Origin of the sequence: Amycolatopsis sp. NPDC049253 (genome assembly GCF_040678995.1) — a bacterium.
Lineage (GTDB): Bacteria > Actinomycetota > Actinomycetes > Mycobacteriales > Pseudonocardiaceae > Amycolatopsis.
In genome coordinates, this window is sequence record NZ_JBFAQX010000033.1 from 55,804 (window position 1) to 68,653 (window position 12,850).

Annotated in this window: 13 protein-coding genes; 4 read left to right on the forward strand and 9 right to left on the reverse strand. The window is 71.5% G+C overall.

Features of this window, described 5'->3' with window-relative positions; genetic code table 11:
* Positions 1 to 75: 75 nt before the first annotated feature.
* The 7 genes from AB0K15_RS40990 to AB0K15_RS41020 form a co-directional block, all read right to left on the reverse strand.
* Complete coding sequence (locus AB0K15_RS40990) at positions 76 to 1,038, reverse strand: amidohydrolase family protein (RefSeq protein ID WP_364063902.1); 963 nt, start codon at positions 1,036 to 1,038, stop codon at positions 76 to 78.
* Positions 1,035 to 2,201, reverse strand: coding sequence for an FAD-dependent oxidoreductase (locus AB0K15_RS40995; protein WP_364063905.1), 1,167 nt, complete (start codon positions 2,199 to 2,201; stop codon positions 1,035 to 1,037). The genes AB0K15_RS40990 and AB0K15_RS40995 overlap by 4 nt, the downstream gene beginning before the upstream one ends.
* A gap of 8 nt (positions 2,202 to 2,209) precedes the next feature.
* Complete coding sequence (locus AB0K15_RS41000) at positions 2,210 to 2,413, reverse strand: ferredoxin (RefSeq protein WP_364063908.1); 204 nt, start codon at positions 2,411 to 2,413, stop codon at positions 2,210 to 2,212.
* Between the two features lie 12 nt (positions 2,414 to 2,425).
* Entirely contained in the window at positions 2,426 to 3,607 is a 1,182-nt protein-coding gene (locus tag AB0K15_RS41005; protein ID WP_364063911.1) for a cytochrome P450, read from the reverse strand.
* An 86-nt stretch (positions 3,608 to 3,693) separates the two neighbouring features.
* Positions 3,694 to 4,608, reverse strand: coding sequence for a fumarylacetoacetate hydrolase family protein (locus AB0K15_RS41010; RefSeq protein ID WP_364063914.1), 915 nt, complete (start codon positions 4,606 to 4,608; stop codon positions 3,694 to 3,696).
* Between the two features lie 25 nt (positions 4,609 to 4,633).
* A complete protein-coding gene (locus AB0K15_RS41015; RefSeq protein WP_364063917.1) occupies positions 4,634 to 5,824 on the reverse strand; it encodes an FAD-dependent monooxygenase in 1,191 nt (396 codons plus the stop codon).
* Between the two features lie 4 nt (positions 5,825 to 5,828).
* Positions 5,829 to 6,881: a cupin domain-containing protein gene (locus AB0K15_RS41020; RefSeq protein WP_364063920.1), complete on the reverse strand. Its 1,053-nt coding sequence runs from the start codon at positions 6,879 to 6,881 to the stop codon at positions 5,829 to 5,831.
* 191 nt (positions 6,882 to 7,072) lie between these two features.
* On the opposite strand from AB0K15_RS41020, the gene AB0K15_RS41025 reads away from it, so the two are divergent.
* Positions 7,073 to 7,996: a MarR family transcriptional regulator gene (locus AB0K15_RS41025; protein WP_364063923.1), complete on the forward strand. Its 924-nt coding sequence runs from the start codon at positions 7,073 to 7,075 to the stop codon at positions 7,994 to 7,996.
* Positions 7,997 to 8,332: 336 nt separating this feature from the next.
* Positions 8,333 to 8,578 (forward strand): hypothetical protein, encoded by a 246-nt coding sequence (locus AB0K15_RS41030; protein WP_364063926.1) that lies wholly within the window; start codon positions 8,333 to 8,335, stop codon positions 8,576 to 8,578.
* Between the two features lie 199 nt (positions 8,579 to 8,777).
* Here the strand turns inward: AB0K15_RS41030 and AB0K15_RS41035 are convergent, their stop codons facing one another.
* On the reverse strand, positions 8,778 to 9,617 hold the full coding sequence (locus AB0K15_RS41035; protein WP_364063929.1) for a GNAT family N-acetyltransferase: 840 nt from the start codon (positions 9,615 to 9,617) through the stop codon (positions 8,778 to 8,780).
* A 102-nt stretch (positions 9,618 to 9,719) separates the two neighbouring features.
* On the opposite strand from AB0K15_RS41035, the gene AB0K15_RS41040 reads away from it, so the two are divergent.
* Complete coding sequence (locus tag AB0K15_RS41040) at positions 9,720 to 11,060, forward strand: NAD(P)-binding domain-containing protein (protein ID WP_364063932.1); 1,341 nt, start codon at positions 9,720 to 9,722, stop codon at positions 11,058 to 11,060.
* 3 nt (positions 11,061 to 11,063) lie between these two features.
* On the forward strand, positions 11,064 to 12,278 hold the full coding sequence (locus AB0K15_RS41045; RefSeq protein ID WP_364063935.1) for an MFS transporter: 1,215 nt from the start codon (positions 11,064 to 11,066) through the stop codon (positions 12,276 to 12,278).
* On the opposite strand, the gene AB0K15_RS41050 is transcribed toward AB0K15_RS41045, so the two are convergent.
* A complete protein-coding gene (locus AB0K15_RS41050) occupies positions 12,220 to 12,609 on the reverse strand; it encodes a metalloregulator ArsR/SmtB family transcription factor (protein ID WP_364063938.1) in 390 nt (129 codons plus the stop codon). The genes AB0K15_RS41045 and AB0K15_RS41050 overlap by 59 nt on opposite strands.
* Positions 12,610 to 12,850 lie beyond the last annotated feature (241 nt).

The following is a 12,850-nucleotide window of genomic DNA, read 5'->3' on the forward strand; positions in this document are numbered from 1 at the left end:
TCGCCCGTCCGGGAGAAGAAGTGTGCCCGTATCGTACGCCGCGCTCGCGCGCACGGACACAGTTTTTCGTTGTTATTACTGGGAAATACTCGCCGTGTCCGCTTCGGACACCCGCGGTAGCAGTGCGAGCGCGTTGCCCCGGTTGACGGCGGCGCGCTGCGTTTCGGACAGCGGATACGCGTCCAGCTGCGCGGTGAAGTACTGGGAGTTGTCGCCGCGGGCGTAGGGCCAGTCACTGCCGTAGAGCACGCGGTCCGGACCGGCGAACGCGAGCAGGCTCGGCAAGGTGTCCGCGTTGGCGGACAACGCCGTGTCGAAGTAGAACGTGCGCAGGTCGCGCAGGAAGTTCTCGCGCGTGACGACGTGCCCCGCCGCGCCCTCGGTGAGACTGGCCATGCGGTGTGCCGCGTACGGTACGAACCCGCCGGCGTGCGAGAGGATCATCCGCATCCGGGTCGACCGGGCCACCACGCCGTGGCGCACCAGGTTGAGCGCCGCGCGGGTGGTGTCGAGCAAGAAGTCGGCGGCGAAGGGCGGCACGCCCGGCACCGCGGGGCCGGGCGGCGCGGTCGGATGGACGAACACCACGGCCGCCCGCCGGTCCAATTCGGCCATCAGCGGGTCGAACACCGGGTCGCCGAGGTACACACCGTCCACATTGGCCAGCAGGATCACGCCGTCGGCGTGCAGCTCGTCGAAGGCGTAGGCCACCTCGGCGAGCGAACCGTCCACATCGGGCAGTGGTACCGAGGCGAAGAACCCGAAGCGACCGGGGTGATCGCGGACCAGCCCGGCGGAGTACTCGTTGACCTGCCGTGCCAGTTTCCGCGTGTCGGCGGCGCTGCCGCCCAGGTGCACGCCGGGACGCCCGACGGAAACGACCGCCGTCGCGATGCCGAGCTCGTCGAGCAGCTCGAGCGCCGCGGCCGGGCTCCACGCCGGCGTGGCCTGCCCGCCGAAGTAGCCGCTCGTGCGCAGCGCGTCCGCCCACACAGGGGGGACGATGTGGTGGTGGGTGTCGATCCGGCCGGTGGTCATGTCAGCACTTTCCCTTCCGTGCTTTTCCCTTCCCCCGCCGGGGCACCGAGCCTGCCTCGGGCCCGGGTGAACCCTCGGGGGTTGTTCCAGCCGAGGACGCCGGTCACGTGGCCGCCCGCCGCGTGGGCGGCCACGAACTTGCCGTCGGCCACCGAGCCGTCGACGACCGTCAGCTCGCCGTCGGCGAAGGTGCCGGCGGCCTGGATCCGGATGTCGCCGGCGTCGGTCCAGAAGAAGTGCGACGGCGCGAACGGCTCGTCGTGCCCGAGCAGGTTCAGCGCGGCGCGCCGGCCTTGCTCGGCGGCGTTCATCCGGTGTTCGAACCGGCGGTGGGCACCGGTCGCCGGATCGGGGTTGGCCGCGACGTCGCCGGCCACGTAGACGCCGTCGGCGGCTCGGCAGAACGCGTCGCAACGCACGCCACCGCGCAGGTCGAGCCCGGAGCCGGCAAGCCACTCCGTGGCCGGTTCGGCGCCGACGGCCGCGACCACGACGTCGGCCGCGAGCGTCGTGCCGTCGTCCAGCCGCACCAATCCGGCGTCCGCGGTCGTGACCCCGACGCCCATCCGGAACTCCACGCCGCGTTCTTCACCCGCCGCGCGCACGAGCTCGCCCAGTGCCGGCCCGAATTGCCGGATCATGGGACTGGGCAACGGATCGACGACGGTGGCGGTCGAGCCGAGCGACCGGGCGGCCGCCGCGATCTCGACGCCGAGGAACCCCGCGCCGACCACGACGGTGCGCCGAGCCGAGCGCAGCCGTTCCCTCAGCAGCACCGCGTCCTCGACCGTGCGCAGGTAATACACGCCCTCGGCGCCGGGCAGCCGCCGCGGCCGCACCCCGGTGGCGATCACGAGCGCGTCGAACGCCACCGCCGTGCCGTCGTCGAGCCGGACGCGGCGGCCGGACAGGTCCAGCCCGGTTGCCTGCCGGCCGAACCGGGTGTCGAGCCCGAGCTCGGCGTAGCTGCCGGGCGGGCGCAGTGCGAGCCGGTCCGGCTCCCAGGAACCGAGCAGCACCTGCTTCGACAGCGGTGGCCGGTCGTACGGGGCATGGGACTCCGCGCCGATCAGGGTCAGCCGGCCGTCGAACCCGTGCTCGCGCAGCGTCTCCACCGCAGTGAGCCCCGCCGCGCCCGCTCCGACGACCACCACCGCTCTCATGTCCGCGCTCACCCGCCGGACGCGGCCAGGCGGATCGCCCGCGCGGGGCAGATCCGCTCGGCGCTGCGGACGGCGTCCTCTTCGGACGAAGGCACGTCGTTCACGCGGAGCACGACGATCCCGTCGTCCTCACGCTGGTCGAACACCGCGTCGGACAACAGCACACACTGCCCCGACGCGATGCACTTGTCGGCTTCCACTTCGACCTTCATGTCCTGGCTCCGTTACCACTCGACGGGCATCGCGAAGAGCCCGTAGAACACGTTCTTCGTCTTGAACGGCAGCTCGCTCACCGGCGCCGCGAGCCGCAGATCCGGCAGGCGCCGCAGCAGCGTGGGGTACACCACCTGCAGCTCGACGCGCGCCAGCGGCTGCCCGAGGCACTGGTGGACCCCGTAGCCGAAGGTGAGGTGGTGCCGCGCGGACCGGGACAGGTCCAGCTCGTCGGGGTTGCCGACGAACGCCTCCGGGTCGCGGTTGGCCGAGTCGTTGGCTGCCACCACGCCCTCGCCCTTGCGGATCAGCGTGCCCGCGACCTCGACGTCCTCGAGCGCGACGCGCCGCCGGCCGTAGTGTGTGATCGTCAGGTAGCGCAACAACTCCTCGACCGCGTTCGCCACTGCCGCCGGTGAAGTGTCGGCCTTCAGCGCGGCGAGCTGGGCGGGGTTCTGAAGCAGCGCCAGCGTCCCGAGCGCGATCATGTTGGCGGTCGTCTCGTGCCCGGCGCGCAGCAGCAGGTTGAGCATGTTGATCAGCTCGTCACGGCTCAGGCCCCCCGCCCGCTCGATTTCGAGCAGGTGGCTGATCACGTCCGGTGCGGGCTCGGCGGCCTTGCGCTCGACCAGGCCGCCGAGGTACTCGCGGATCGTGGCGAACGCCTCCAACGCCTCGTCCGCACCGGTCTCACCGGAGATGAGCAATCCGCTCTGCCGCTGGAAGAACTCGTGATCTTCGTAAGGGACCCCGAGCAGTTCGGAGATCACCGACGAGGTGACCGGCAGCGCGAATCCGGTGACCAGGTCGGCGGGCTGTGGGCCGGCCGTGAACTCGTCGAGCAGCTCGTCGACGTGCCGCTGGATGCGCGGCCGCAGTCCCTCGACCCTCTTGATCATGAAGTCCCGGGTGAGCATCCGGCGGTGCCTGGCGTGCTCGGGGTCGTCCATGTTCAGGAACGTGGGGTGCTTCTGGCGGGTCACGGAAACGCCCGCGCTGTGGCTGGGAAACCCCGGGTTGGTCATGTCCGCGCTGAACCGCGGGTCGGCCAGCACCTCGCGGACGTCGTCGAAACGGGTGACCAGCCAGGCGATCTTGCCGTCCCACAACCGCACGCGGGAGATCGGCTCGTCCGCGCGCAGCTCGCGGAACTCGGCGGGCGGGTCGAACGGACAGCCCGGCGGGCGGGACATCGGGTACTCGGGGATCGGCTGCCCGGAAATCTCCGTGGTAGTGATGGTGCACCTCCGACTTGGCTTGAGCGGCCGGGAAAAACGGATCAGTTCGCCGTACGAGCGCGGACCGGGGTCAGCTCGGCCGGCGGCACCGGGCCCGCCCCCGCGCCCAGGGTCGGGCAGGTGACGGCACCGGTCGCGCTGACGCCGACGGTCAGCTCGCCGACCCGCGTCACGGCGGCGGTCACCGAATCGCCGTCGTGGATGGCCCCGACGCCGGCCGGCGTGCCGGTGCTGATGACGTCACCGGGGTGGAGAGTCATCACCGACGAGACGTATTCGATGAGCGCGGGCACGTCCCAGATGAGGTCGCGGACGTCGGCGTCCTGGCGCAGGGTGCCGTTCACCGAGCAGGTCAGCCGGAGTGTCTCGAGTGGACCGGCCTCGTCCGGTGTCACCAGCCAGGGCCCCATCGGCGTGAAGGTGTCGAACGACTTGCGGGTGGAGCGATCCTCCCCGCCGCGCATGGTGATGTCGAGCAGGCACGTGTAGCCGAACACATGCGACAGCGCGTCGGCCGCGGGCACCCCGCGGGCCGTGCGGCCGATCACCACGGCCAGCTCACCCTCCTGGTCGAACCGGCGGTCGCTGTAGGGCAGGCGGACCACGTCGCCGGCACCGACCAGCGACGAAGGCGCCTTGAGGAACACGCCGAGCGAGCCGACGTGCACGGTCTGGCTCATCTCGGCCTGGTGGTCCACGTAGTTCACCGGCGCGGCCACGATCTTGGTCGGATCCGGCACCGGCGGCAGCACGCGGACCTCGTCGAGCGGGACGCCGGGACCGCCGACGAGCGGGAGGTCCGCCGCGGGAGACCCGGACGCCACGATGAGGCGGCGCATCGGACTGAGCCCGGCCGGTCCGGCGGTGCGGTCCGGCGAGACCTCGCGCACCACGCCGCCGGCGACGACGCCGACCCGGTCGAGGCCGTCGCGGCCGCGGTAACTGAGCAACTTCATTGTCGGCTCCTCGGTGTCGTGCCGATCAGGACGAAAGGACGGCGGATTCGGCGGCGTACAACCAGTCCAGCTCGCTGTAGTCGTCCGGCCGCCGGGCGCGCATGTACCGGTCGCGCAGTCCGAGCGTGACCGGGTCGCCGGTGTGCCAGACCTGGCCCCACAGCCGCGCCCGCGTCTGGCACAGCCCCGCGCGGGGGACGCGGACGGCGTCGTAGGACTTCACGGCTTTCCCGATGTCGGTGCCGCTCCCGCGGACCGCTTCGCCCAGCGCCAGCGCGTCCTCGAGGGCCTGGCACGCCCCCTGGCCGAGGTACTGCAGCATCGGATGCGCCGCGTCGCCGAGGAGCACCGCCCGGCCGTGCACCCACGTGGGCAGCGGGTCCCGGTCGTAGATCGGCCAGCAGCGGCCGGTCTCGATGCGCGAGACGTGCCGCTGCACCTCCTCGCACGCTTCGCCGAACCGGCCGAACAGCTCTTCGACCGGCCCCACCGGCTCGTCGCCGCGGCCGAAGCTGTCACTGCGGAACACCGCGACCTGGTTGTACAGCTCGCCGCGGCGCACCGGGTACTGGATGAGGTGCAGCCCGGGTCCCACCCACAGCACCACGTCGTCGTTGCTGACCTCGGTCCGCACCTCGCTCATGGGCAGCGCGCCGCGGTAGGCGACGAATCCGCTCGGCACCGGCTGGTCGACGGAGACCAGCTTGCGCACCACGGAGTGCAGCCCGTCGGCGCCGACGAGCAGCTCGGCGCGGTACGTGGCGCCGTCCTCGCAGCGCACACCGGCGCTGTCCTCGTCGGCCCACGCCTCGGCGACGACCCGGTTGTTCTCCAGCCGCACCAACGGTTCCGCCCGGCAGGCTTCGACCAGAATGGACAGCAGATCACTGCGGTGCACCACCACGTAGGGGTAGCCGTAGCGCTCCCGGAAGGCACCGCCGAGATCCAGTGTGGTGAGCGGGTCGGCGGTGATCGCGTGCCGCATCACACCGTGCCGTGGCAGCACCGCGACGTCGAGCAGCTCGGTGAGCAGGCCGAGCCGGTCGAGCATCCGGATCGCGTTCGGGCCGAACTGCAGGCCGGCGCCGATCTCGGTGAACTCGGCCGCGCGTTCGAGCAGGTGGACCTCGCGCCCGGCACGGGCCACGGACAGCGCCGCGGCCAGCCCGCCGATACCGCCACCGACGATCAACGTGGGCAGTGGTGTCGTCGCCATGCGCTCAGCACTCCCGTTCGCGGTAGAGGCCCAGCGCTTCCAGCACAGGTGCGTCACTGACGCTGAAGACGTCCAGGTGCTCCTCGGCGGCAAGGCCGTAGGGAGCCCACGACGGCACCGCGAAGACGTCACCCGGCGCGAGCTCGAAGCGCTGGTCACCGATCAGCACCTCGCCGGTGCCGGCCAGCACCGCTCCCACCCGGGACCCCGCCTGCCGGGTCGTGCGGCTGCGGCTGCCGGCGCGCACGCGCCGCATCTCACAGCGCATCGTGGGCATGACGTCGGCGCCCGTCTGCGGATTGGTGTAGCGGATCTGCGCCTCACTCGCGCCGGTGGCGGCCAGCTGCGCCGCGAGCGCCCGGTCGGTGTCGGCGCGCCGGTACACCAGCAGCGGCGAGTGCGCCGCCTCGTGCCGCGCCTTGCCGAGCCCGCCGGGCACGAGGCCGGGACCAGCGCCCCAGAGCCGTTCGGCGGCCGAGGCCGGATCGCTGCTCGAGCTTCCCTGGGCGTCGGCGCCCTCCTCGAAGAACACCGCGTCGAGCGCGGCGACGACCGGCAAGTCGAGCACGTCCAGCCACATCATCGGCTCGGCGCCGGGGTTGTGGTGTTCGTGGAAGGTCATGCTCGGGGTGAGCACGAGGTCACCGGTCGCCATGCGCAACGGGTCGCCGTCGACCAGCGTCCAGGCACCCTCGCCGGCGAGGACGAACCGCAGGGCCGCCGGGGTGTGCCGGTGCGCGGGCGCGCGCTCCCCCGCACCCAGGTACTGCATCCCGGCCCACATGGTGGAGGTCGCGTACGGCGCACCGCCGAGACCGGGATTCGCGCAGGCCAGCACCCGGCGATCGCCGCCCCGGTCGATGCCGACCAGTTCGCCGCTGCGAGCCGCGAGCCCGCTGAGCGCTTCGGCCCGCCACCGGTACGGGACGGTCCGGGGCACCGGCTCCGGCGTCAGCAGGCCGGAGAGCTTCCACAACGGCTGGAGATCGGCTGCCGCCACTTCGCCGTACAGCTCGTCCAGCCGGCTGTCCTGATCCGTGAAGCGAGATGTCGCCATGGGGGTTTCCCTCCGCATGCCACGAGAGAAGCTGAATTAGTACGTATACGTACTATGAAACGGACGTTAGACGCTGGTTTCGTGACAGTCAAGGGCTTTGCGGCGCAACCACGGGCGTCGAGCGAGCGGAGATAGTACGGACACGGCCGATCTCGGTCCGCTACAGTGAACCGGTCAAGAAGGGGACTCTCGTGCGAAACACCGCCATCGGCAGCAGCCCACCTCCCCCGGGTCCGGTCACCCTCGTACTGCCACCCGACACGACGGCCGGGCACCTCATCCGCCGCGCCCAGCAGGCGCACACGGCGCTGTGGTCGGCCGAGGTCGGCACCGAAGTCACCGGCCCGCAGTACGCGATCCTGAGCGCACTGAGCCGCCGGTCGGGGGTCGACCAGGTGACCGCGGGGCGCGCGGCGTCACTGGACAAGTCGACGACGGCCGACATCGTCGACCGGCTGCGGCGCAAGGACTGGATCCGGCGCGACCGCGACACCGGCGACGGCCGCCGGTACCTGCTGTCGCTGACCCCCTCGGCCAAGGCGATGCTGCCCGACCTCACCGCCCGGGTCGAGACGGTGCAGGACCGGCTGCTGCACCCACTGGGCCCCAACCTGCGACGCAGCTTCGGCCGGCTGCTGGGCCGAGTGGCCTACCAGGGGCAGGTACCCACCGGAGGCAAGGACGAGGACAAGGACGTCGAGGTACTGCGGCTCAGCTCGACGCCCGGCCACCTCATCCGGCGGGCCGAGCAAGTCCACGGCGCGCTCTGGAGCCGGCACGTCGGCACCCAGCTCACACCATCGCAGTACGCGCTGCTGTGCAGCCTCGTCTGGCGCCCGGCGATCGACCAGACCGCCGCCGGCGAAATGGCCTCGCTCGACAAGTCGAGCGCGGCGGACATCGTGGCCCGACTGCGGCGGCGCGGCTGGCTGCTCGACACCCGCGACGAGACCGACCGCCGGCGCAAGCTCCTGGCGCTCACCGACCTCGCGCGCGCCACGCTCGCCGAGGTGACGCCCGCGGTCCAGACCGTTCAGCGCGACCTGGTGGCCCCGCTGTCCCCCGCCGAACAGGAAAAGCTGATCAGCCTGTTGCGGCGCGTCGCCTACCAATGACCGTCCGGTGACGACTTGTCGCCGCATCAGGTACGCCAGGGTTGATCGCCGGATCGACGAGGAAGCCCTGGACGGTGTCGCGGCAACTCCCGGCGGGCTCACGCCCGACACTCCTGTGTGGACAACGCAACCGCCCTGCCGCCGAGAACCGCTGTACTGTCTGGTTTGCCGTCCTTGAAAGTGACCGGTGCTCGTCTGACCCGGTTCTGACGGTGTTCCGGGGCGGGTCCGTGACCGGCTGGTCATGCCTTCACCGCGCCAGAGCAATCGGGCCTTCGGCGCCGCGCCGTTTTGGGTTGTCGAATCCTTTCCGGAGTCCCCTTCGAACGTTCGTTGTTGCAGTCGGCGAGTGTCGACCGGGGCCTCGCCAGTGACACCAGGCTCTTCGGTCCGGACAACCGCCTCACCAACGCCGCCCGCAACGCGATCACCAAGCTGTGGCTCGCGGCCCGCTCGGTGATCAACCTGGTCGCCACCCCGCTCGCCGCGCCCGCGCGCGACGATCTCGTGCGGCTGCTCGACCGCGCGACGATCGAGCCACCGTTCTGGATACCCCGGGGTCGACCTCGCGATGCAAATTGATCTTTCAACCTATCCTCCACGGCCGCACGAATTCGATCCCAAGGATCACATCGAAGAGATTCCAACGTCGCCCCGCTCACCCCACGCCAATCTTTACTTGGAATAGACTGAGCCCGCGCTGATCTCTTGATGCACTTCGAATGCCGATTGAGTCAACCGACCGCGTGAATCCGCTCCGCGCCCGCCAGTCATCATCCGGTCAGTTGACGGCGCTGCGGCGCTCGAGGAAGACGGTGTCGTGCCAGGTGCCGTCGCGTTGGGCGATGCGTTCGCGGATGCCGACGGTGCGGTAGCCGGCGGAGTGGTGCAGGGCGAGGCTGGCGCGGTTGTCGGTGAAGATGGAGGTTTGCAGGGTCCAGAGGCCGGCATCGTCGGCGGCCATGACTTGCTTGCGCAGCAGGGCTTTGCCGACGCCGCGGCCGCGGTGGGTTTCGGCGACGTAGACCGAGGTCTCGGCGACGCCGGAGTAGCAGTCGCGTGAGGACACGGGGCCGGCGGCGGTCCAGCCGACGACCTGGCCGTCGGCTTCGGCGATCCAGCGGTGCTCGGGCAGCCATTTCGCGTCGAGGCTGGCGCGGGTGGGGACGGTGGTTTCGAAGGTGGCATTGCCGGTGGCGAGGCCTTCGGCGTAGATGCGGCGCACAGCGGCCCAGTCGCCGGGTTCGAGGGCGCGGACGGTGACGTCGGCGGGCACGTCGTCGGGGCAGCAGGGGCGTGGGCCGAGCAGGCCCATGACGGCGTCGGCGGCGTGTGGGAGCCCGGAGCAGCAGGCTTCGTTGACGGTGACGACGGTGGCCGTGCCGACCTTCTCCAGGTGCACGAACCCGACGTCGGCGAGCTTGCGCACGTGATGCGACGTCGTGGACTGGCTGGTGCCGAGGATCTCGGTGAGCGCGCCGACGGTGAGGCCGCGCGGGGTGGTCGCGATGGCGTGGAGCAGCCGCACGCGCACGGGCTCGGCCAGACAGGCGAACCACTCGGCGTAGGTGGTGGCATCCGCGGTGGGCAGGACCTGGGCCTGGGGCAGCGCAATCGGCATGCTCGTCAGTATATCGATCCGAATCGATGGTTGCATCCATCGATTTCGGTCGATACTCTCTGGCTCGAGTTAATCGAGCGGGATCGATGGAGAGTGTTGGGGATGAGCGAATACCCGATCGTGGTCGTCGGTGCGGGTCCGGTGGGGCTGGCGGCCGCTGCGCAGCTGTTGGAGCGGGGACTGGAGCCGCTGGTCCTGGAACGCGGTGGGCGCGCAGGGGCTGCGGTTGCAGAGTGGAACCACGTCCGGTTGTTCTCGTCGTGGTCGGAGCTGGTGGACCCGGCGGCGGGCCGGCTACTGGCGCCGACCGGATGGATGCGCCCGGACACCAGCGGTTATCCGACGGGGCGGGAGTGGGCCGAGTCCTACTTGCAGCCGCTGGCGGACGTACTGGGTAAGCGGGTGCGGTTCGGCGCGGAAGTCGTTGGGGTGGCGCGCCGGGGCCGGGATCGCGTGGTCGACAGCGGCCGGGAAGCCGAGCCGTTCTCCGTGCACGTGCGGAGCGTCGATGGCGGCGAGGAGCGCATCTTCGCCCGGGCGGTGATCGACGCGTCCGGCACCTGGGTCGGCGTGAACCCGCTCGGCGGCGAAGGGCTCCCGGGGATCGGGGAGGCCGCGGCGGCGGACCGGATCACCTACCGGGTGCCGGATCTGGCCGACGCCGCGACGCGGGCCCGGTATGCGGGCCGGCACATCGTGGTGGCCGGCAGCGGGCATTCGGCGCTGACGGCGTTGGTGGCGTTGTCCGGGCTGGCCGAGCAGGACCGGGCGACGCGGATCAGCTGGGTGCTGCGGCGCGGCGGGATCGGGAACACCTTCGGCGGCGGCGACGCGGACCAGTTGCCGGCGCGCGGCGCGCTGGGGATGCGCGCGCGGGCCGCGGTGGAGTCCGGGCTGATCAGCGTGGTGACCGGGTTCCGCACCGAGACCGTCGAGCGCGACGCCGCAGGGCGGCTCACGCTGGTGTCGGCGGCCGGGCAACGACTCGAGGACGTGGACGAGGTCGTGACGCTGACCGGGTTCCGTCCGCAGCTCGAATGGCTCTCGGAGATCCGGCTGGAGCTGGACCCGACGTTGCAGGCGCCGGTGCGGCTGGCCCCGTTGGTCAACCCGAACGTGCACTCGTGCGGCACGGTCTACCCGCACGGGGCGAAGGAGCTCGCGCACCCGGAGCAGGACTTCTACCTGGCCGGGATGAAGAGCTACGGCCGCGCACCGACGTTCCTCGCCCAGACCGGCTACGAGCAGGTGCGCAGCATCGCCGCCGAGCTGGCCGGGGACCACGAGGCCGCGGCGCGGGTGGAGCTGATCCTGGCCGAGACCGGCGTCTGCGGGGGTGCCGGCCTGTTCGACGAGCAGGACTCCGGCGCCGGTGGGTGCTGCGGTTCCGCGGCTGAGCCGGAGGTGCTGACGTTGTCGGCGCCGCCCACGCGCGGGAACTGAGCGGTGCCGAGTGACACCACCGCACACGCGGCGACGTTGCGGGCGTCGGGGCTGCGCCGGGTCCTGGCGGTGTTGTGCCTGACCGAGATCACCAGCTGGGGCGTGCTCTACTACGCGTTTCCGGTGCTGGCGCCGGACATCAGCCGTGACACGGGGTGGCCGGCGCCGGCGGTCATCGCCGCGCTGTCGGGGGCGCAGCTGGTGTCCGCCCTGGCCGGGATCGCGGTCGGGCGGTGGCTTGACCGGCGGGGCCCGCGGGCGGTGATGACCGCGGGATCTGTGCTGGCGGTGCCGGCGGTGGTGCTGATCGCGACCGCCCAGAACCTGGGGTGGTTCCTCGCCGCGTGGGCCTTGGCCGGGCTGGCGATGAGCGCGGTGCTCTACCCGCCCGCATTCGCCGCCTTGACCCGCTGGTACGGGCCGCGGCGGGTGTCGGCGCTCACCGTGCTGACTCTTGCCGCGGGGCTCGCCAGTACCGTGTTCGCCCCGCTGACCGCGCTGCTGGCGGCGCATCTGGATTGGCGCCACACCTACCTCGTGCTGCTCGCCGTCTTGGCGGTGATCACGGTTCCCGGGCACCTCTGGGGGTTGCGCGGGCCCTGGCCACAGGTCGAGCACCACGCCGAGGCACCCGAGCACGCCGATCCGTCGCAGGTCGCGCGCAGCGGGGCGTTCCTGACGCTGGTGGTGGCGTTGAGCTTGGCGACGTTCTCCGTGTTCGCGGTCGTGGTCAACCTGGTGCCGCTGATGATCGAACGCGGTGTCAGCGCGGGTACGGCCGCGGTCGCGCTCGGACTCGGCGGCGCCGGACAGGTACTGGGCCGGCTCGGTTACGCCACCCTGACCCGGCGCACCAGCGTGCGGACCCGCACGGCGTTGATCCTGCTGGCCACCTCGCTCACCACCGCGCTGCTGAGCGTGCTCACCTCGACCGCGGCCCTGATCGCCGCCGCGATCGTCGCCGGGATGGCGCGCGGGGTGTTCACCCTGCTGCAGGCCACCGCGATCACTGACCGCTGGGGCGCGGCGCACTACGGCCGGCTCAACGGGCTGCTCTCGGCGCCGATGACCATCACCATGGCCCTGGCCCCGTTCGCCGGCGCCGGCCTCGCCGCGCTCTTCGGCGGCTACACCCCCGCGTTCCTCGTCCTCGCCGCGGTCAACGTCGCCGCGGCCGTCCTGGCGCCGGCCGGCGCTCCCGCGCGGAGAATTCCGTGAGCTGGCAGGATGGCGGTGCGGCCAGCCGGTCGGCCAGCATGTCCAGTGCTTCACTCCGTGCCGTGTAACGGATCGACGTGCCGTGGCGCTCGGCCTCGACCAGGCCGGCTTCGCGCAGCAGTTTCAGGTGGTGGGAGATCGTCGGCCCGGACACTGTGAACGCCGCGGCCAGATCGCCCACGCGCGCGTCGTAGCCGCTGGAGCAGATCAGCGAGAGCAGCCGCAACCGGACCGGGTCCCCCAAAGCCTTGAACCCCGTCGCCAGACCCGCGGCGTCCTCGGCCGACAACGGCGCCCAACAGGCGTCGGGCGCAGGCGTCGAGTCGGGCACGAGGTGATCTTCGCAAACACAGGTCAGTCGCCGTGCTGCTGGGTCCACGCGTGCGTGGCGACCTGCACCGTGAGGGCGGGGACGGAACCCGGTGCACCAGACGACCACGTCGGCGCGTCGCCGGGTGCCGTCGGACCACACCGGTCCCGCTTGGGCCAGCCGGGTGAGCATGGGAAGTGGGCGCAGCCGGCCGACGTCGCGGGTGCGGCGAATGGACCCAACCGCGACGATGTCACCCAGT

Bases quoted from the DNA above. Each gene is read 5' to 3' on its own strand.
- AB0K15_RS40990 (WP_364063902.1), bottom strand. From the start codon at position 1,038: ATGACCACCGGCCGGATCGACACCCACCACCACATCGTCCCCCCTGTG.
- AB0K15_RS41005 (WP_364063911.1), bottom strand. From the start codon at position 3,607: ATGTCCCGCCCGCCGGGCTGTCCGTTCGACCCGCCCGCCGAGTTCCGC.
- AB0K15_RS41020 (WP_364063920.1), bottom strand. From the start codon at position 6,881: ATGGCGACATCTCGCTTCACGGATCAGGACAGCCGGCTGGACGAGCTG.
- AB0K15_RS41035 (WP_364063929.1), bottom strand. From the start codon at position 9,617: ATGCCGATTGCGCTGCCCCAGGCCCAGGTCCTGCCCACCGCGGATGCC.
- AB0K15_RS40995 (WP_364063905.1), bottom strand. From the start codon at position 2,201: ATGAGAGCGGTGGTGGTCGTCGGAGCGGGCGCGGCGGGGCTCACTGCG.
- AB0K15_RS41015 (WP_364063917.1), bottom strand. From the start codon at position 5,824: ATGGCGACGACACCACTGCCCACGTTGATCGTCGGTGGCGGTATCGGC.
- AB0K15_RS41040 (WP_364063932.1), top strand. From the start codon at position 9,720: ATGAGCGAATACCCGATCGTGGTCGTCGGTGCGGGTCCGGTGGGGCTG.
- AB0K15_RS41010 (WP_364063914.1), bottom strand. From the start codon at position 4,608: ATGAAGTTGCTCAGTTACCGCGGCCGCGACGGCCTCGACCGGGTCGGC.
- AB0K15_RS41000 (WP_364063908.1), bottom strand. From the start codon at position 2,413: ATGAAGGTCGAAGTGGAAGCCGACAAGTGCATCGCGTCGGGGCAGTGT.